Raw genomic sequence first — 20284 nt, forward strand, 5'->3', positions numbered from 1 at the left:
AATCCACTGCCCTTGTTGTTATTGGTCATCAAGATGCAACCATTTAAATCAACTCGTTTTTTTGAAATAAGCCAAAACGACACTCGTTTTAATTTAACAATTAAGCATCATTTATAGGCTATTCAAATGTGCTGCCTAGTTGGAGATACAGCATGTCTTCTCCCCCTTCTGCCATGCCATAAGCGAGGAAGATAGGGCCGATAAAACTCTCCATTCCTAGATAAAGGGAGCCTGCACTGTATGAGGTGGCCATGCTGATCTCCTCCCCTTTTTCCCAGACCCCGCCTTGTTCGAGAGAACCGCCAAGGTAGAGGGGAATGCGCAGTGCGCCAAAGTCGTTATCTGCCACACGATAGATGTAACGCAATCCGCCAAACAAGCTGTAACGGCCGCTGAGTTGCCCGTATGGGATGCCAGATAGTCGAAATAAGCCGCCTAAGTCTTGGACAAATAACGGCAACACTTCTTCAGATGTCGAACCGCCACCCTCCACGGTTAGGTTGAGGCTGTGCCTCTCCCACGACCAAGGTTTGCTCATCGCTAGCTGATAGTTGATCCCCTTGTATCGCTCGCTAAAGTCGCGGTTGTCACGGAATTGCACATGAGAATAGCCCCCTGTCAGGTCGAAGTGGCTGCCCCGATAGGGGAAATAACGGCTATCCAGCGTGTCGTGTTCAGCTCGTAGATAGGGGCCCCAAGATGAGATGTCGCTGTCCATGCGGCTAAAACTGCTGATCTCAATATCGCCAACCTGTCCCCCTAGGCCCAGCGAGAGCCGGCTCCAAGGCTGGTAGTTCCAGCCCACCGCCAACTCTGCACTAGTGAAGGCGTACTGCGCATCAAGGTAACGAATTGCTGACTCGTTGAGGGGTTGTTCGGACAAGAAGAGCCGCCGCTGAGTTTCGTCATAGCTCAGATTGGCCTCACCAAAAAAGGTTTGCGAAGGCTCAAGTGGGGTATAAACCTCGGTTTTCAGGTGTTTTGCGGTGCCTAACGACGCTTCCGTCAACCATTCGCCCCCCCACTCATTGATGTTAGTGAGGGTATAAGACATGCCAACGTTGTAGCTGGAGCGACTTTCGAAATCGTCAGAAAAACCCAGTTGGAAATTGAGATAACCCGGCCCCCAGCTTTTTTCGCTGGCATCAACCACTAATACGTTCTCGCCATCACGCTCGACCACCTCATAAGTAATGCGATCAAACGACTCTAACGCATAGAGTCGACGAATCCCGGCTTCCAGTTTCTCATTGGTTTGGACTTTATCGGGTCGAACCTTCAAGGTGGCTCGCACGGTTTCATTAGAGAGGCGTGATCGGTTGATGATCTCCACCTTATCGATGAAATAGGCCAGTTGGCCACTGCGCTCAGCACGGCGGCTGAGTTTATGGCTACGGTATTCGTTATAGCGTTCTTTAGATAGCGCAAGGGGGCTGAGCTGTGCGGATGCGTGAAGGGCGGCTTCTTCTCCGCTTTTGATCCCCTCTGGCATCCGTGCAAAATCGGCGATCCCTATGTCACCCAGTATGGGAGTGAGCAAAATATCGCGGGGGCCGAGTAGCGATTTTTGTTTCTCCGTGCCGACCTGTGTCATGTAGGTGGTGAGTTGATCGATCATGGCGAGCCCTGATGTGAGGGATTCGCGGGTGCGCAGCTTGGCTCCAATGTCTACCGCGATCACCACATCGGCCCCCATTGCTTTGGCCACATCGACTGGCATGTTGTTGACCGTGCCGCCGTCGGCCAAGATATGGCCTTCCCACTCTACCGGTTTGAGTACCCCTGGAATCGACATCGACGCTTGCATGGCCTTGGCCAAGTTGCCGCGTTTGAGCACAAATGGGGTGACTGTTTCCATGTCAGTTGCCATCGCCCGATAGGGGATCGGCAGGTTATCGAAGCTTTCTTGTACTGGTAAATTGGAGGTGGCATGGCGTAGCAAGCTGGCCATGGATTGGCCTTGAAAGAAGCCATCCGGCAGCAGTGTTGAATCTCCGTTGAGGCCGATATCCGTGCGCAGCTGATATTTTTCACTCTGCTGTTTCTTACGCAGGGAAAGTTCATCCCTACCCACTTTATCCTGATAACCCTTATTCCAGTCGATGGCGAGGGTCGCTTGTTCTACTTCTTGGGCACTCAGTCCCATTGCATACATGCCAGCAACGTATGCCCCCATGCTGGTTCCCACAATAATATCGACGGGGATCCTCTGGCGTTCGAGTGCTTTGAGGATGCCGATATGGGCCGCTCCCTTAGCACCACCACCACTGAGCACTAGGGCAATCTGCGGGCGTTCGTTCTCGGAGGCCATAGCCACACACGGTAACACCGCCAATAACAGTAATAACAAATGGGTTTTGATCGTGCGTGCGCTAGAGAGTCTAGGTTTCATTGTTCTCGGGAATCGCGAGCTAAGTTTGCGCCTTACTATAAGGAGCCCATTGATGATCACAAGCACGCCGTGCGCGGCTTGCGTGCTTATTGGTGTTAGCGCCTAGTGCGTTTATGAGAGATATTCACAATTGATTATTTTGTTATTTTATGTTCGTGGGAATTAATTATTAAAGAAAAGAACGACCTTGCCGCTAGAGATGACGCGCATGACTCCACGGATTTTTTATGTTGTTTACAGCAATAAGCACAATGGACGCTGTTATTTAAAGGTTGGTCATGTGGCAACAAGGAAATGTCAATCTTAATACCAGACAGAAAGGATACATCTAATGGATAAGAGATTAAGACTGGTGAGGGCAGGGAATATAACAGCCTTTAATGGGCTAAAAAGTGCCCACATCAATACCGCCTTTTTTTATATGATTCGCCTCTTTATGGTGTGTTTTACCGCACTGGTGATGGTGGCCTGCGGTGGTTCATCGAACGATGATGAAGGGAAAGTAGCGGTTGAACGACTCATTATTACGCCAACTGAGATTAATTTGCCGGTTGGGTTAGAACAGCAGGTAAAAATAGAAGCCGTCTTTGCTGATGGCCAAGTGTTAGACGTAACCCAAGATGCCGAGCTTAACCTCAGCAGCGATGATGCCAGTGTTGCTACCATCAGTACGCAAGGTGATAGTCGAGGCACCATCAAGGGCGTGGCGAGCGGAGTCGCAACGATTGCGGTGTCAGGCTCGGTCAATGGCACTCAATTTGCTGAAAAGGTGCAGGTCACGATCACGGACGCGGTCGTTGAAGAGTTGCTTATCGACGATATTCCCCCCTCTATTGCGGTTGGGTTAGCACAACCATTAACAGTGCGAGCCAGAATGTCTGACGGCTCGACGGTCGATATCACTGCGCATTCCGGTGTGCGCTGGAGCAGTGATCGTGCTCAAATCGCAGCCATATTGAATAAAAGTATTGGCATATATCAAATTGTTGGGGTGGCCCCTGGTGAGGCGACCATTACTGCCACGTTCGATTTCGATGGGCGTGTATTTGAGGTATCAGCGCCGATTGTCGTGACCAATGCGGTGATTGAACACTTGTTGATAAAACAGACGGCATCATCCGTTGCTGCGGGGCTGTCATTACCATTGGCGGCACAAGTGCGGTTATCTGATGGTCAGCTCCAGGATGTGCGTGCACCATCGGGTTTGAGTTGGAAAAGTAGCAATCCGCAGGTGGCGGTCATTGTCGATCGAGGGGCGGGCCGATTTCAGGTTAAAGGGGTAGCCCCAGGTACCGCGACTATCAGCTCGACGCTGGAAATGAATGGTCGTTCATTTACTAGCGTTTTTCAGCTAACAGTCACGAATGCGCAAGTTGAACAGTTAGTCATTAAACCTACTGGCTCAAACATCGTGGCGGGTTTTTCGGAGCCCATCATGGTAAAAGCCAGATTATCCGATGGACAAGTGGTCGATGTCACTGCTCAAGCTGGTTTGAGTTGGCGTAGTAGTAATCCTGATGTTGCCACCATTGTGAATAAGGGTGATGGCTCGTATCAAGTGGTGGGCTTGAAAGCGGGATCAACCACCATCACCGTTTCGCTGAATATCAATGGTAAGTTATTGACCTCTGAGTTCGAGATCCAGGTGCTGGATGCAGTAGTGAATCATGTGGAATTGATTTCGGTATCCTCTTCTGTGCCTGTGGGGGTGGGGCTAGAACTTAAAGCAATTGCCACTATGTCGGATGGTAACAAGCTAGATATTACCAATGACGATATCTTGGTGTGGCGTGTGAGTGATCCGACCATAGGTGAAGTCTTAAATAACCGAGTTGATAGAGTGCTTTTCCGTGGTTTGACCCCTGGTGTCACCACGGTAACCCTATCAGGAGGCCAAGCCAGCCGAGCTGGCGGTAGCATGTTTGACAACTTGAATGCAAGCATCACCTTGACTGTCTTTGCGGTGGAGCGGTTGGATATTGTTCCGTCAACTATCTCTGTTGCGCATGGGTTGTCTGCTCCTTTATCCGCATTTCTTACTATGACAAATGGCCAGACGTTTGATGCCATGGGGAACAACTTGATTTGGCGCAGCAGCGATCCGGCAACAGCAGAGGTAATAGATACTGGTGCAGGCAAACCACTGGTCAAAGGGAATAAACCGGGTACAGCGACGCTGACCGCCACCGCCGAGTTTTTTGGCAAATCCGTCGAGGCTACCGCAGTGGTGACGGTCACCGAAGCGGTCGCTGAGCGGTTAGTGGTCACGGCGGATAACACTTCGCTGGGGCTGGGAATGTCAACCGTTGCTCTCGCCCAAGTCAGGCTCTCTGATGGACAGCTGGTCGATATCTCATCAGATGTTTCTGTTATCTGGGGTAGCAACGCACCGACAGTCGCAACGGTGACCAGTGCCGAAGCTGATGGCGCTCCTGGCTATGCGTATATCGATAGTGCAGGAGTGGGCACGGCTACGATCTCTGCCACCGCCACCGTAAGTGGTCGAATGCTGAGTGGTTCGGTAGAGATCAAGGTGGTGACTGCCAAATCTTTAACCCTGATCCCGCCTAGTACATCGATTGTGGTAGGTGGCTCGACCGTGATAGAGGCACAAGTGGAGCTTGATGATGGTCAGCTGGTTGATGTGACCTCGGATGAGGGGCTGGAGTGGAGTAGTAGTGATCCGCAGACCGCCAGCTTCACTCATCGTTGGACAGATGGCGAGGTGTGGGTCACTGGACTTCGTCCCGGCCAGACCACCATCACTGCAGTAGGTGTTACACTTGATAATCAAGAGCTGCGTGCTAGCAGTGAGGTGACAGTGACCGATGCCATTGCTACGGCCTTGACGATTGTGCCTGACGCAGCGGATCTTCCCGCTGGTCTCTCCACCGATGTTAAGGCTTACCTTACCTTGAGCGATGGTTCAGTAACCGAGATCAGTGGTGATCGCCTAAGCTGGGCAACCAGTGATGCCAATCTAGCAACAGTGACGCCGAGTGCGAGCGCTGTGCTAAGAGCTATGGCGCCAGGTAGAGTTGAGGTAACCGCCTCTGGTACGTTTAATGAGCGACCGTTCGAGGCACGAGCGTGGCTTAACATTACTGATGCCATCGTCAGCCAATTGCGTTTGACCTCTGACTCACCTTATGTGGTTGAGGGGATGAGCACAGAGCTGAAGGCATTCATCCGTCTCTCCAATGGCAGTGAGCTGGATGTCACTAATAGCAGCGAGCTCACTTGGAGTCAGACAAATACTTCTGTGAATGCGGATCTACCAACCAACCAAGGTCGCAGATTTATACGCGGCAATAGTGTGGGGATAGCAATGATCGAGGCGCAAGGCACGATCAATGGCCAAACGGTGGCTGCAACCTTACCTGTCGAAGTGGTCAGTGCAAGTATTGAGTCAATTGAGGTCATCCCATCTTTTGCAGACGTGGCTATTGGCCAGCCGGTGCAGTTTACTGCACGGGCCCGCTTGGATAATGGTAATACCTTAAACGTCACCGAGTCTGCGACTTGGCGTAGTGAAAATACGAACGTCGTGACGGTCTCTAACAGCAGTAGTAGAGGTATTGTAAGAGGTATTGTAAGAGGTATTGGTGAGGGGAGTACTGAGATTACCGCCACGATGACTTCTAATGACAAATCTGTTGTTGGTCGTGCTACCGCGAAGGTGAATAACTTTGTCGTGGTTAATGGGGTGGGCCAGTTTAGTCGCCCGGACGGTGTGATGAGACGGTGGTTGATGGCTCAACGCTACTGTAACACTCTTACTACCAATGGTGGTGGCTGGCGAGCACCGACAACTAATGAGATGAAATCCCTGTATGCGGCCTATCCGAACGGTCAAGCCAGGTCGGTGTTGGGCTGGGCAACCAATGACAAATACCTGACGAACTTTTTTAATACCAATGAGTACTTGGACTTAGAAAATGGTGAGGTGACTCCCCAGCGCTTTGGCGATAACAGAGGATATATAAGCTGTGTTCGTCGCTAACTGATTGGTGGTGAGACGTCATCGGGAGACCGATGCCATGTGCCCAAAATCCGAAGCCAACTGGCTTCGGATTTTTTTATGCGTGTTGCTGTTTGGGGCCACATGTTGTGCTGCATTAACTGCCGTCGTATCGGTATGAGTGCCATTAGGCTGAGACATAAACGATGTTTGTCTGTGGATTCCCGCCATCACCGCGCCACCCTGTGACGTGGCACAGCCGAACGACCCTATATGCGTGAGAATAGGATCGATCATAATGAGCAAAACATAGGAGGCGGTATGCACACGTGGTTAATGATGATGTTGCTTGGGAGCTTGCTCTGCGCCTGCAGTAACGGGCCGGTTCGGGTACATGGGGCGGATGTGAGCATTGATGATGCACGTATCAGAGTCAGCGATGGTCACGATAATGGGACATTTTGCCCACCCGGTCAGGCTAAGAAGGGGCGCTGCTAATTTAGCGACGCTGGACTGACAATAAAAAAGCCGCTCACAACAACGGAGCGGCTTTTCTCATCGGCATTACCAGCGAGAAGTTATTACTTCTTCTTTGCCTTGGCGTTAGGCAAGTCAGTGATGGAGCCTTCAAATACTTCGGCTGCCAGACCGACTGACTCGTGCAGCGTCGGGTGAGCATGGATGGTCAGCGCGATATCTTCGGCGTCAGCCCCCATCTCGATAGCCAGACCGATTTCACCCAGTAGTTCACCGCCGTTGGTACCCACGATGGCCCCCCCGATGACGCGACCGCTCTCCTTGTCGAAGATCAGCTTAGTCATACCGTCGGAGCAATCAGACGCAATAGCGCGACCGGAAGCGGCCCACGGGAAGGTCGCGACTTCGAAGTTGAGCCCTTGTTGCTTGGCTTCTTTCTCGGTCACCCCAACCCAAGCCATTTCTGGTTCGGTGTAAGCGATGGAGGGGATCACTTTCGGGTCGAAGTAGTGCTTCTTGCCGGCGATCACTTCAGCGGCAACATGACCTTCGTGTACCCCTTTGTGAGCCAACATCGGCTGGCCCACGATGTCACCGATAGCGTGGATGTGGGCCACGTTGGTGCGCAGCTGCTTATCCACCTCAATGAAACCGCGTTCAGTGACGGTAATGCCCGCCTTCTCGGCATCCAGCATCTTGCCGTTCGGCACCCGGCCTACGGCCACCAGCACGTTGTCATAACGAACCGGCTCGGCTGGGGCGTGCTTGCCTTCGTAGGAGACGTACAGGCCGTCTTCACGGGCTTCAACGGCGGTGACCTTGGTCTCCAGCATGATGTTGAATTTCTTGGCCACCCGCTTGGTGTAAATCTTGACGATGTCTTTGTCGGCAGCGGGAACCAGCTGGTCGGCAAATTCCACCACGTCGATCTCGGAGCCCAGCGAGGAGTACACAGTCCCCATCTCCAGACCGATGATGCCACCACCGAGAACCAGCAGCTTGCCGGGCACGGTTTTCAGCTCAAGCGCATCGGTAGAGTCCCATACGCGCGGATCATCATGGGGAATAAAGGGCAGCTTCACCGGACGGGAGCCCGCCGCGATGATGGCATTGTCGAAGGTGATGGTGGTGTTGCCATCAGCGCCAGCCACTTCGAGGGTGTTTGGGCCGGTAAATTTACCAAAGCCGTTCACAACCTGCACTTTACGCATCTTGGCCATCCCAGCCAGACCACCGGTCAGCTGATTGATCACCTTCTCTTTCCACAGACGAACTTTATCGACGTCAGTTTGCGGTGCACCGAAGACGATGCCGTGCTCAGCCAGCGCTTTGGCCTCTTCAATCACTTTGGCAACGTGCAGCAGCGCTTTGGAAGGGATGCAACCCACGTTCAGGCAGACACCACCCAGGGTGGAGTAACGCTCGACGATAATGGTATCCAGACCCAGATCGGCAGCTCGGAAGGCGGCAGAATAACCGGCAGGGCCAGCACCCAGTACCACGACCTGAGTTTTGATTTCTTTACTCATCATGACCTCTTTGTCGTTCTTAGATCCCCGGACAGCGCAGTATTAAACCTACTTTTTACTCAGTTTAAGAAGGACGCTTCGGCTGTGAAAAACGGGGCAAGTTTACAAGTCTGTTAATGAAATGAGAAGTAAAAAGGGCGGGCGCTGGGCCCACCCTCTCACTTACAGAACCAGCCGACGAATGTCGGACAGTACGCCATTCATGGTGGTAATAAAACGAGCGCCATCGGCTCCGTCGATCACGCGGTGGTCGTAGCTCAGTGCCAGCGGCAGCATCAGGCGCGGTACGAACTCCTTGCCGTTCCACTTCGGTTTGAAGTCGGACTTGGAGACACCGAGGATGGCCACTTCCGGCGCGTTGACGATCGGGGTAAAGCTAGTACCACCGATGCCACCTAGGCTGGAAATGGTGAAGCAACCACCCTGCATGTCGGCCGCGGTCAGTTTACCAGCACGGGCCTTCTTGGAGATCTCGGCCAGATCGCGCGACAGCTCGAAAATCCCCTTCTTGTTGACGTCGCGCACGACCGGCACAACCAGTCCGTTGGGGGTGTCGACCGCCACACCGATGTGGATGTATTTCTTCATGATCAGCTTGCTGCCATCTTCAGACAGCGAACTGCAGAAGCGCGGATGCGCTTCCAGCGCCTTGGCGGCCGCTTTCAGGATGAACACCAACGGGGTGATCTTCACATCCGACTTCTGCTTCTCGAGCATCGCGTTCTGCTCTTTGCGGAACGCTTCTAGCTCGGTGGTATCGGCTTCGTCGAATTGGGTGACATGAGGGATCATGGCCCAGTTGCGGTGGAGTGAAGGACCGGAGATCTTCTGGATACGAGTCAGTTCTAGCTCTTCGACAGGGCCGAACTTGCTGAAATCGACCTTCGGCCACGGCAACACGCTCATGCCGTTGCCAGTACCGGCACCTGCAGCCGGAGCGGACTCGGCGCGCTTGATGGCATCTTTCACATAGGCTTGCACGTCCTCTTTGACGATGCGGCCTTTACGGCCAGAGGCTTTGACCTTGGCCAGATTGACGCCGAACTCGCGCGCCAGACGACGTACTGCCGGAGAAGCGTGCACGTAAGCATCGTTGGCCACGAAATCGGAAGCGGCAGCAGCTTGGGCAACGGTCGCAGGCGCAGCCGCCACAGGTGCGGCGGCAACCGGTGCCGGGGCGGCAGCCTGAGCAACTGCGGTGGCCGGAGCAGCACCAGCTACTTCGAAGACCATGATCAGCGATCCGGTGGAGACCTTGTCACCCGCCTTCACCTTGATCTCTTTGACCACACCGGCGAACGGCGCAGGTACTTCCATCGAGGCTTTGTCACCTTCCACGGCGATCAGGGACTGGTCGGCTGCAACCTTGTCACCCACGGCGACCATGATCTCGGTGACTTCCACTTCGTCACCACCGATATCCGGTACGTTGACCTCTTTGGCAGCAGCGGCAACCGGGGCTGCAGCCACGGGAGCGGCGGCTTGAGCCGGAGTGGCAACGGCAGCGGACGCAGCGCCAGCTACTTCAAACACCATCACCAGAGAACCGGTAGAAACCTTGGCACCAGCGGCAACCTTGATCTCGACTACCCGACCGGCGAACGGCGCCGGCACTTCCATGGAGGCCTTGTCACCTTCCACGGCGATGATGGACTGGTCGGCTGCTACCATGTCGCCCACGGCAACCATGATCTCAGTGACGTCTACTTCGTCGTCACCGATGTCTGGTACATGCACATCTTTGCGCACGGCAGCAGCAGGGGCGGCGGCCGGAGTAGCAGCAACGGGTGATGCGGCTTGAGCGGGTGCCGCCGTAGCAGCGCCCTCAGCTTCAAAGATCATGATCTGGGAACCGGTGGCAACCTTGTCGCCCACCTTGATCAGGATCTCTTTGACGATACCGGCAGACGGCGCCGGTACTTCCATGGAGGCCTTGTCGCCTTCTACCGCGATGATGGACTGGTCCAGCTCGACCTTGTCACCCACGGCCACCATGATCTCGGTAACTTCAACCTCATCAGCGCCGATATCCGGCACCATAATCTGTTTGGACATTGTGCGTTATCCTCTTGCGTTGATCCGCGTGACGGGCTGATGCCGCCACGCAGATCTCGCGTTAACCGTTTAAACCCCAGCAAGGTCGCGCCGCAGTGCGGTGCAACACCTGATCTGCTTATGCGTAGAGCGGGTTGACCTTGTCAGCATCGATGCCGAACTTCTTGATCGCATCGGCCACAACCTGCTTGTCTACCTCGCCACGCTTGGCCAGTTCGGTCAGGGCAGCAACCACTACGTAGAACTCGTTCACTTCGAAGTGACGACGCAGGTTGGCACGGCTGTCTGAACGGCCGTAACCGTCGGTACCCAGCACGCGGTAGTTCTCGGTCGGTACGAAAGCGCGCACCTGATCGGCGAACGACTTCATGTAGTCGGTCGCAGCGATGGTGGCTTCGCCGCCCAGTACCTGAGCGATGTAGGGAACACGTGCTTGAGCGGTCGGGTGCAGCATGTTCCAGCGATCCGCGTCCTGGCCGTCACGGGCCAGTTCGTTGAAGGAGGTGACGCTGAACACATCGGAACCGATGCCGTATTCGCTTGCCAGGATCTGGGCAGCGGTGCGCACATGACCCAAAATTGAACCACAACCCAGCAGCTGAACTTTCGCCTTGGCACCTGCCACAGACTCCAGTTTGTAGATACCTTTACGGATACCCTCTTCAGCGCCTGCTGGCATGGCCGGCATGGCATAGTTCTCGTTCAGGGTGGTGATGTAGTAGAACACGTTCTCTGGGTGCTCACCGTACATCCGGCGCAGGCCGTCTTGTACGATCACCGCCACTTCATAGGCGTAGGACGGATCGTAGGAGACGCAGTTCGGGATGGTGTTCGCCAGGATGTGGCTGTGACCATCTTCGTGCTGCAAGCCCTCTCCGTTAAGCGTGGTACGACCGGAGGTTGCACCCAGCAGGAAGCCACGGGCTTGCTGGTCACCGGCTGCCCACGCCATGTCGCCGACGCGCTGGAAGCCGAACATGGAGTAGTAGATGTAGAACGGGATCATTGGGCAGTCGTTGGTGCTGTAAGAGGTCGCAGCAGCCAGCCAAGAGGACATAGCGCCCAGCTCGTTGATACCGTCTTGCAGCACCTGACCCTGCTGGTCTTCCTTGTAATAGGAGACGATGTCGCGGTCTTGCGGGGTGTACTGCTGACCGTGCGGGCTGTAGATACCGATCTGGCGGAACAGACCTTCCATCCCGAAGGTACGGGCTTCGTCAGCCAGGATCGGCACGATCCGCTTGCCGATGGACTTGTCTTTGAGCATCACGTTCAGGGAACGGACGAACGCCATGGTGGTGGAGATTTCGCGCGCTTGCTCACCGAGCAGCGGGCCGAAGGCATCCAGCGCCGGGATTTCCAGCTTGGTGGTGCTCTCGCGCAGACGAGTCGGCACATAGCCCTTAAGTGCGGCACGGCGGTCATGCAGATACTTATGCTCCGCTGACCCTGCTTCAATCTTCAGATAAGGCAGGTTTTCCAGCTGAGCATCGCTGACGGGCAGGTTGAAGCGATCACGCAGGTGACGCACGGAGTCGAGCTCCATCTTCTTGACCTGGTGAGCGATGTTCTTGCCTTCAGCCGCGTCGCCCATGCCATAACCCTTGATGGTTTTGGCGAGGATCACGGTCGGCTTACCTTTGGTTTGCGCGGCTTTGGTGAACGCAGCAAACAATTTACGTGGATCGTGGCCACCGCGGTTGAGGGCAAAAATCTCCGCATCGGTCATATCTTTGACCAGCGCCGCGGTTTCTGGGTAGCGATTAAAGAAGTGCTCGCGGACATAAGCGCCATCACGGGACTTCATGGTCTGGTAGTCACCATCCACGGTCTCGTTCATCAACTGCACCAGCTTGCCAGAGGTATCTTTGCGCAGCAGTTCATCCCACTTGCGACCCCAGATCACCTTGGTGACATCCCAGCCGGCGCCAGCAAACAGGCCTTCCAGCTCGTTAATGACCTTGCCGTTGCCGACAACCGGACCATCCAGCCGCTGCAGGTTGCAGTTGACCACGAATACCAGATTGTCGAGCTTTTCACGCACGGCAACGGTCAGGGCACCTTTGGCTTCTGGCTCGTCCATCTCGCCGTCACCCAAGAAGGCGTAAACAGTCTGTTCGGAGCAATCTTTGATGCCACGGTCGGTCAGGTATTTGAGGAAACGCGCCTGATAGATAGCCGCAATCGGGCCCAGGCCCATGGAGACGGTCGGGAACTGCCAGAAGTCCGGCATCAGTTTCGGGTGCGGGTAGGAAGGAATACCTTTGCCATCGACTTCTTGGCGGAAGTTATCCAGCTGCTCTTCGGTCAGGCGACCTTCAGCGAAGGCACGGGCATAGATACCTGGGGAGATATGGCCCTGGAAATAAACCAGATCGCCGCCATCCTTTTCGCTACGAGCACGGAAGAAGTGGTTGAAGCAGACATCATAAATGGTCGCAGAAGAGGCGAAAGAGGACATGTGACCACCGAGGTCCAAATCTTTCTTCGAGGCACGCAATACGATCATCATGGCGTTCCAGCGGATGATGGCACGAATGCGATGCTCTATCTCTAAGTCACCGGGATAGTCCGGCTCATCACTGGACGGAATGGTATTGATGTAATCGCGATTCGCCTTGGCAGCCACGTCCACGCCGCTTGCGCGAGCTTTTTCGGCCAACTGTTCAAGGATGAACGATGCGCGTTGCGGACCCTCTTCACGCAGCAAGGATTCCAGAGAGGCAAGCCACTCCAGCGTTTCTATCGGGTCCACATCGTTCTTCAGGATATCAGACATGGCTGGTTCCTATTGTGATTGCACGGCAGTTGAATGGTGCAAAGATTAGACAATAAAGCCTTGTGGGATCAGTTTTCCTGCCGACGGATCCGACGCATGGATCGCTGGATCCGGCTGTCTTCCCTCTGCATATCCAACAAGGTGTCCTCGATAAAGGCCAGATGCTCATGACAAGCGGTTCTAGCCCGTTCCGGAGCCTCCGAAAGAATCGCCTCGATCAGGTTCGCGCGATGGCGACGGATCTTGGCTACCACTCCCGGACGGCGATTCAAAATCTCGTTATTTCGCAAAATGTTCTGTTCGAGCATAGGCCCCATGGCCCGCAGCAGATGCAGTAACACCACATTATGAGATGCCTCCGCCACCGCCAGATAAAACTGGGTGACGGCGCTCGACTCAGCCACCAAGGATCCCTGTTGGCCAGCCTCTTCAATGGTGACTTGCACCTGACGAATCCGGGTAAAGTCGGATTCAGTTCCCCGCAACGCGGCATAGTAGGCGCAAATGCCCTCTAGTGCGTGGCGAAATTCCAGCAGGTCATACTGGGCTTCTGGGTGATTGCTGAGCAGCTCGAATAAGGGGTCAGCGATCCCCTTACTCAGGGCATTTTGCACATAAGTGCCGCCACCCTGCCGACGAGACAGCAAGCCGCGCGCTTCCAAGCGCTGAATAGCTTCGCGCAAGGAGGGGCGTGACACTTGAAACTGGATGGCGAGCTCCCGCTCAGGGGGTAATTTTTGCCCCGGCTGCAGGCTGCCTTCCAGAATCATCTGTTCCAATTCGGCGACAATGGAGTCAGCCAACTTGGGTTGCGTAATCTTACGGTAGGGCATGGGGCTACTTTGTTAAATTGGTATTACCAATTTGGTGGATGCGGCAAAAATTAGCAGAGCCCTCCAGAAAAGTCCACCCAAAAGATGATCTAGGTCAAGATTGAATTGGACTATTTAAAGGGGGAGTGAGTACAAACATGATGACGCTCAAAGAAATTGGTCTGACCAATAAAGGATGATGGGTGCGCAACAACATTTGAGTAACGCCCGGCATGGTGCATCTGTACCCATCATGCGGCTGCCAGCGTGCTCCCCACCTGCGAAGGGGGGGCGTTAATCTGCTTAGGTGATGATGGCTGAGCGGTAACGCGGCCAGTCGAAGCTATCGCCGGGGTCGGTTTTACGGCCAGGTGCGATGTCGCAGTGACCGACAATCTGGGTGGGGGTGATGGCGGGATAATGGGCGCAAATGGCGTGGCTTAACGCCGCTAGCACATGGTATTGCGCATCGGTATAGGGCAGTTCATCGGTCCCCTCTAGCTCGATGCCGATGGAGAAATCGTTGCACGCCTCCCGTCCTTGCCAGTGGGAGACCCCAGCATGCCAAGCACGGGCGTTAAATGGGACATATTGCACTACTTCGCCATCACGGCGGATCAAGCAGTGGGCCGAGACTTGCAGTTGATGGATGGCGGCAAAGTAAGGATGGGCATCGGGATCCAGCTTGCCCAAAAACAGATGGTCGATATAGGGGCCGCCAAATTGGCCGGGTGGCAGGCTGATACCGTGTATCACTAGCAAAGAGATATCGCTTGGGTCGGCCCGCTCGTTGTGATGAGGAGAGGGCGAGTGGCGTGCTGGTTGGCACCAGCCTGCGTCATCAATGGAGAAAAAGAGCTCGCGATTAGGTTGCGTCATCGGCTACTCGCTTTGGCTAACAGGTAAAGAGTCGTGGCCAGCTAGGCCGACTGACTCCATGACAACATCCATGGCTAGGCCCGATTATGGTAGGCTGAGCCACTTCCCGCTCGAGATGGATAAGGTATGCAGCACACCGCTCGCTGGCTCTGGTTACTAACTTGGCTCTCTTTAATGGGCTTACTGACCTTGTACTTCCATGCTCGCACCCAACCCAGTGTAACGGCCAATGGCGAGTTGCTGCTGAGGGCTGATCCGAGCGGCCACTATCGGTTGGAGGGTGCCATCAATGGTCAGTCGGTGCAACTGCTGCTCGATACCGGTGCCACGCTAGTAACGGTGCCGCAGCAGGTTGCGGATCAGCTGGGGTTGAGTGCCCGTGGTCGCAGCCAAGTCACGACGGCTGCGGGCGCTGTTCAGGTCGGCACTGGCCAGATTGAAACGCTAGCGATGGGGCCATTGACCCTGTACGATTTGGCCATTTTTATCAATCCAGCAGCAGATAGCGACGAAGTGCTGGTCGGCATGAACGCCCTCGGGCGACTGGAGCTGGTTCAAAAAGAGCGGCAGTTGCAGCTCAGGCCTTTGCAGGAATAGACGATGTTTCAACAGGATGTTAGCCGCGCGGTACGTGCTGCACTACTCGAAGACTTGGGCGATGCCCTCACGGAACAGGGGCTGCCCGATGCCACAGCTGATATCAGTGCCCAGCTGATCCCCGCCGATCGGATGGCCAATGCTCAAGTGATTACCCGCGAGGCGGGCATATTTTGTGGTCAGCCTTGGGTTGATCAGGTTTTTGGGCAACTGCAGGTGATGCAGGAGGCGGCCGTCGAGGTGGAGTGGTTGGTGCAAGATGGGCAGCCAGTGGTCGCCAATCAGCCATTGTTTCGATTGCATGGCCCAGCTCGTATTTTGTTAACCGGTGAACGTACGGCGCTCAATTTCGTGCAGACGCTCAGCGGTGTTGCGACCCTTACGGCCCGTTATGTGGCTGAGCTAGCCGGCACCGCCTGCCGCCTGCTTGATACCCGCAAGACTCTTCCTGGGCTGCGCTCCGCCCAGAAGTATGCGGTCACCTGTGGCGGTGGTAACAATCACCGCATCGGCCTGTATGACGCCTACCTCATCAAAGAAAATCACATTCTCGCTTGCGGTGGGATTCCCCAAGCGGTAGCCGAGGCACGCCGTCTCAACCCAGGTAAAGCAGTGGAGGTCGAAGTCGAATCCTTGCGCGAATTGCAACAAGCGCTCGCCGCTGGCGCAGACATCGTGATGCTGGATAACTTCGATCTGACCATGATGCGCGAGGCGGTCACTCTCAACCAAAGCCGTGCCAAGCTGGAGGTCTCCGGCAATGTGACTCTCGCCACCTTAGCCGATGTGGCTGCGACCGGCGTTGACTTTGTGTCGGTTGGGGCACTGACCAAACATGTGCGGGCGCTTGACCTCTCGATGCGTTTTCTCTGATGACGCATAAGTGATGGGGTCGCCATCTTCCCAAATCAGAGAGGCGTATAAAGGTGAGTGACGCACTATCTTGACCGACTTGCAAAAGGTGCTTAATGGGCCTTTCCTTAAAGCCATGACGAACCTAAAAACGAAGAGGGTGGCATTAGCCGTCACTGACTTTGCTGGGTACTTGCTCTGTCAGTGATGCATAAGGTTATGATTTTAATTTGGTTTTTTGTTGACAACATTAAGTAAGCAAGCTGCGCGAAGCTCTTGACCCGTGGATAGTTTTCCAACGTCATCGGTAGCAAACAAAGACAAAAAGGATATTTGTAATGAACAAACAATCAGGTTTTACCCTTATTGAATTGATGATTGTGGTAGCGATTGTGGCTATTTTGGCCGCGGTGGCACTGCCTGCTTATCAGACGTATACCCAGAGGGCAAAATTTTCCGAAGTTATATCAGCAGCTAGCCCAGCAAAAACCGCATTTGAGGTTTGTGTGCAAGCTGCGGATGAAACCGGTGCAAACATTAATCTTACGTCAACCAATGCTTCATGCGTGACAGCGGCAAATTCTGCTTTAGTCGCTGGTATCGCTAATGCTAGCTCTGAGCGAATTGCTTCTGGAGCAGGTAATACAGAAGTGACAGCAAATTCAGCAACAGAGGTCTTAATTCGAGTGGAGGGGGGGACTGATTTTGATGACGATACCCGATTTGACTTGGTTGGCACTGTCGAGGCTAATAAACAGGTCAACTGGTCAAGAGATACCGGTACCTGTGTGGCGGCAGGCCTCTGCTAACATATGACTTCTAACCTCAATAGCGGCCTAGCATTAAGCTTGGCCGCCTCTTCTCTGCTTAATGAAGAAGATGCGCAACGTTATCTCAGCCAAGCTCAGGCTGTGCGTAAACCCTTTGTGAGCTTTCTGGTTGAACAAAAGATTCTGGACAGTCGGGTATTGGCTGACTTTTGCGAGCAAGAGTATGGGGTGCCTCTGTTAGATCTTGCCGCATTCAATTTGGCCGAGATCCCGCAGAAGTACCTCAATCAAAAGTTGATTGAGAAATACCACGTCCTGCCAATTTACACTCAAGGGCACACTCTTTATATCGCCATGTCAGATCCGACCAATGTGTCGGCATTGGAGGATTTTGGCTTTAACTTCGGGCTGCATACCGAAGCGCTGTTGGTGGAGGAGAACAAACTCAGCACCGCGATTAGTAAATTATTGGAAAACGACAGTGATGCGCTGGGTATCGAGCATCTCGATGAATCGGAGATCGCTGAGCTTGAGGTGTTCGACGAGAGTAGTCGGCTCGATGAAAGCGTCAACACCACCGATGATGACGCACCTATCGTTAAGTACATCAACAAAATCATGATGGATGCCATCAAGCGCGGTGCCTCCGATCTGCATTTTGAACCCTATGAAGTGAAATACCGGATCCGCTTTCGCATTGATGGCATTTTACATGAAGTAGCGACACCCCCAGTGAGTTTGGCGAGCCGCTTCTCGGCTCGCCTCAAGGTGATGGCGAGGCTTGATATTGCAGAGCGGCGGCTCCCTCAAGATGGTCGCCTCAAGCTCAAATTACCCCGTAATAAATCCATCGATATGCGGGTGAACACCTTGCCGACCATGTGGGGCGAGAAGATCGTGATCCGGTTGCTCGACTCTTCTGCAGCACGGTTGAATATCGATCAGCTGGGGTTTGATGAGCAGCAAAAGGCGCAGTATCTGCACGCGCTTGCCAAGCCACAGGGCATGATCCTTGTGACGGGCCCGACCGGCTCGGGCAAAACAGTCTCGCTTTATACTGGCCTGAATATTTTAAATACCACTGAGATCAATATTTCTACCGCAGAAGATCCGGTGGAGATCAACTTGCCTGGTGTCAATCAGGTTCAGGTCAATCCTAAAGCGGGTCTTACTTTCGCCAGCGCCCTGCGCTCTTTTCTACGGCAAGATCCCGATGTGGTGATGGTGGGGGAGATCCGTGATCTCGAAACCGCTGAAATAGCCATCAAGGCTGCGCAAACGGGCCATTTGGTTCTTTCGACCTTGCACACCAACTCCGCCGCTGAAACTCTGACTCGGATGATCAATATGGGGGTGCCTGCCTTCAATATTGCCTCTTCCGTGACCTTGATCGTGGCTCAGCGCTTGGCTCGCAAACTGTGTGAGCATTGTAAGGCGCCACACGAGCTGCCGGATGCGGAGCTCCTGCAGCTCGGGTTTAGCCCACAGCAGCTCGCGGCGGGTTTACGGTTGTTTAAGCCGGTGGGCTGTAAAGAGTGTGCGGGCGGTTATAAGGGACGAGTGGGTTTGTATGAGGTGATGTTGATGTCAGATGACATCGCAAGAGAGATCATGCAGGGGGCTAACTCATTGCAGATTGCCGCGCTCGCACAGCGAGAAGGTATGCGAACGCTGCGTGTATCTGGGCTCGAAAAAGCTCGGCTGGGCGTGACCAGTTTGGCGGAAGTTAACAGAGTGACGACGAACTGATCCTACAGACGAACCATGATCAGGAGCATTCGCTACATGTCGCTCTAACATGCTTGAGTATCAATAAGTTGCTAACGCAATGCATTGCAGGTGCCGGAAGTAATCATCAGACTGGCGCACTTCCCTCAGCCGATTCAATTGCAGGATGCAGTAACGATGGCGACGCTGACGCAAAAACGAAATACACCGAAAAAAGTATTTACCTTTTGTTGGAGCGGGCTAAACCGCAAGGGACAAAAGGTATCGGGTGAGTTGCAAGCTGACAGCATCAATAGTGTGAAGCTTGAGCTGCGCAAGCAGGGGGTGAGTGCCACCAAGGTCAGCAAAAAGAGTCGAGGCTTTTTTTCCAAGGAAGGCGCTAATATCAAGCCAATGGATATCGCCATCGTCTCGCGTCAGATCACCACCATGCTGACTGCAGGGGTGCCTTTGGTGCAAACCTTGCAAATCATTGCGCGCAGCCATGAAAAAGCCACCATGCGAGAACTCATCGGGCAAGTCGCAGCAGATGTCGAGACCGGGATCCCGCTCTCTGATGCGCTGCGCCGCCATCCTCGCTATTTTGACGATCTCTATTGTGATCTTGTGGAGGCGGGTGAGCACTCTGGGGCGTTGGAAACCATTTATGATCGCATCGCTACTTACCGCGAGAAGTCTGAGGCGCTGAAATCCAAGATCAAGAAGGCCATGTTCTATCCCTCCATGGTGATTTTGGTGGCGATTGTCGTGACTTCAATCTTGTTACTGTTTGTTATTCCGCAGTTTGAAGAAATTTTTAAGAGCTTCGGTGCCGAGTTACCCATCTTTACCCAGTTGGTCATCGGGATCTCTCGCTTTATGCAGGATTGGTGGTATCTGTTTTTTGGCGCTGTGGCGCTGGCGGTTTTTGTCTATGTTCGTGCTTGGCGATCTTCCCAAAAAGTGAAAGACAATACCGATAAGTTTCTGCTGACTGTGCCGGTGGTGGGGATGATTCTCCACAAAGCGGCCATGGCGCGTTTTGCTCGCACACTGTCAACAACGTTTTCGGCAGGGATTCCACTGGTCGATGCGCTAGTGTCTGCTGCGGGGGCGTCGGGTAATGCTGTTTATCGCCGAGCGGTGCTGGCCATTCGGAACGAAGTCATCGCAGGGATGCAGGTCAATGTGGCGATGCGCACGGTGGCTCTCTTCCCGGATATGGTGATCCAGATGGTGATGATTGGTGAGGAGTCAGGGGCCATCGATGATATGCTAGCCAAGGTCGCCACGATTTTTGAGCAAGAGGTGGACGACTTGGTCGATGGCCTCACCAGCCTGCTGGAGCCCCTCATCATGGTGGTACTCGGGGTGCTGGTCGGCGGTATGGTTATCGCCATGTACCTGCCCATTTTCAAGCTTGGCGATGTGGTAGGTTGACTCATCAGGGCATGGCGCCACCGCCATGTCTTTC

The 20284-nt window shown here is 54.1% G+C and carries 12 protein-coding genes; 6 read left to right on the forward strand and 6 right to left on the reverse strand.

Annotation, left to right across the window (positions count from 1 at the left end):
• Positions 1 to 118: 118 nt before the first annotated feature.
• The gene (locus CUC53_RS04830; protein WP_100293100.1) at positions 119 to 2392 is read right to left on the reverse strand and encodes a patatin-like phospholipase family protein; all 2274 of its coding nucleotides are present in this window, start codon (positions 2390 to 2392) and stop codon (positions 119 to 121) included.
• 331 nt (positions 2393 to 2723) lie between these two features.
• Between CUC53_RS04830 and CUC53_RS04835 the strand changes: the two genes are divergently transcribed.
• Positions 2724 to 6395: an Ig-like domain-containing protein gene (locus tag CUC53_RS04835; protein ID WP_100293101.1), complete on the forward strand. Its 3672-nt coding sequence runs from the start codon at positions 2724 to 2726 to the stop codon at positions 6393 to 6395.
• 539 nt (positions 6396 to 6934) lie between these two features.
• Here CUC53_RS04835 and lpdA read toward each other — a convergent pair.
• The 5 genes from lpdA to ampD form a co-directional block, all read right to left on the reverse strand.
• The gene (lpdA, locus tag CUC53_RS04840) at positions 6935 to 8359 is read right to left on the reverse strand and encodes a dihydrolipoyl dehydrogenase (RefSeq protein WP_100293102.1); all 1425 of its coding nucleotides are present in this window, start codon (positions 8357 to 8359) and stop codon (positions 6935 to 6937) included.
• 162 nt (positions 8360 to 8521) lie between these two features.
• Positions 8522 to 10414 (reverse strand): pyruvate dehydrogenase complex dihydrolipoyllysine-residue acetyltransferase, encoded by a 1893-nt coding sequence (gene aceF / locus CUC53_RS04845; RefSeq protein ID WP_100293103.1) that lies wholly within the window; start codon positions 10412 to 10414, stop codon positions 8522 to 8524.
• A gap of 118 nt (positions 10415 to 10532) precedes the next feature.
• Entirely contained in the window at positions 10533 to 13193 is a 2661-nt protein-coding gene (gene aceE / locus CUC53_RS04850; RefSeq protein WP_100293104.1) for a pyruvate dehydrogenase (acetyl-transferring), homodimeric type, read from the reverse strand.
• Positions 13194 to 13261: 68 nt separating this feature from the next.
• On the reverse strand, positions 13262 to 14026 hold the full coding sequence (pdhR, locus tag CUC53_RS04855) for a pyruvate dehydrogenase complex transcriptional repressor PdhR (protein ID WP_100293105.1): 765 nt from the start codon (positions 14024 to 14026) through the stop codon (positions 13262 to 13264).
• 282 nt (positions 14027 to 14308) lie between these two features.
• Positions 14309 to 14884: a 1,6-anhydro-N-acetylmuramyl-L-alanine amidase AmpD gene (gene ampD / locus CUC53_RS04860; RefSeq protein ID WP_100293106.1), complete on the reverse strand. Its 576-nt coding sequence runs from the start codon at positions 14882 to 14884 to the stop codon at positions 14309 to 14311.
• A 126-nt stretch (positions 14885 to 15010) separates the two neighbouring features.
• Here ampD and CUC53_RS04865 point away from each other — a divergent pair, with 126 nt between their 5' ends.
• From CUC53_RS04865 to CUC53_RS04885, 5 genes are all read left to right on the forward strand, one after another.
• Complete coding sequence (locus CUC53_RS04865) at positions 15011 to 15481, forward strand: retropepsin-like aspartic protease family protein (RefSeq protein WP_100293107.1); 471 nt, start codon at positions 15011 to 15013, stop codon at positions 15479 to 15481.
• A 3-nt stretch (positions 15482 to 15484) separates the two neighbouring features.
• On the forward strand, positions 15485 to 16354 hold the full coding sequence (gene nadC / locus CUC53_RS04870) for a carboxylating nicotinate-nucleotide diphosphorylase (RefSeq protein ID WP_100293108.1): 870 nt from the start codon (positions 15485 to 15487) through the stop codon (positions 16352 to 16354).
• A 317-nt stretch (positions 16355 to 16671) separates the two neighbouring features.
• Positions 16672 to 17142 (forward strand): type IVa pilus major pilin TapA, encoded by a 471-nt coding sequence (gene tapA / locus CUC53_RS04875; protein ID WP_100293109.1) that lies wholly within the window; start codon positions 16672 to 16674, stop codon positions 17140 to 17142.
• Positions 17143 to 17145: 3 nt separating this feature from the next.
• Positions 17146 to 18852, forward strand: a complete 1707-nt coding sequence (tapB, locus tag CUC53_RS04880) for a PilB family type IVa pilus assembly ATPase TapB (RefSeq protein WP_100293110.1) — start codon at positions 17146 to 17148, stop codon at positions 18850 to 18852.
• Positions 18853 to 19008: 156 nt separating this feature from the next.
• The gene (locus CUC53_RS04885; protein ID WP_100293111.1) at positions 19009 to 20250 is read left to right on the forward strand and encodes a type II secretion system F family protein; all 1242 of its coding nucleotides are present in this window, start codon (positions 19009 to 19011) and stop codon (positions 20248 to 20250) included.
• The last annotated feature ends 34 nt before the right edge of the window (positions 20251 to 20284 follow it).

The organism is Aeromonas cavernicola (genome assembly GCF_002795305.1).
Classification (GTDB): domain Bacteria; phylum Pseudomonadota; class Gammaproteobacteria; order Enterobacterales; family Aeromonadaceae; genus Aeromonas; species Aeromonas cavernicola.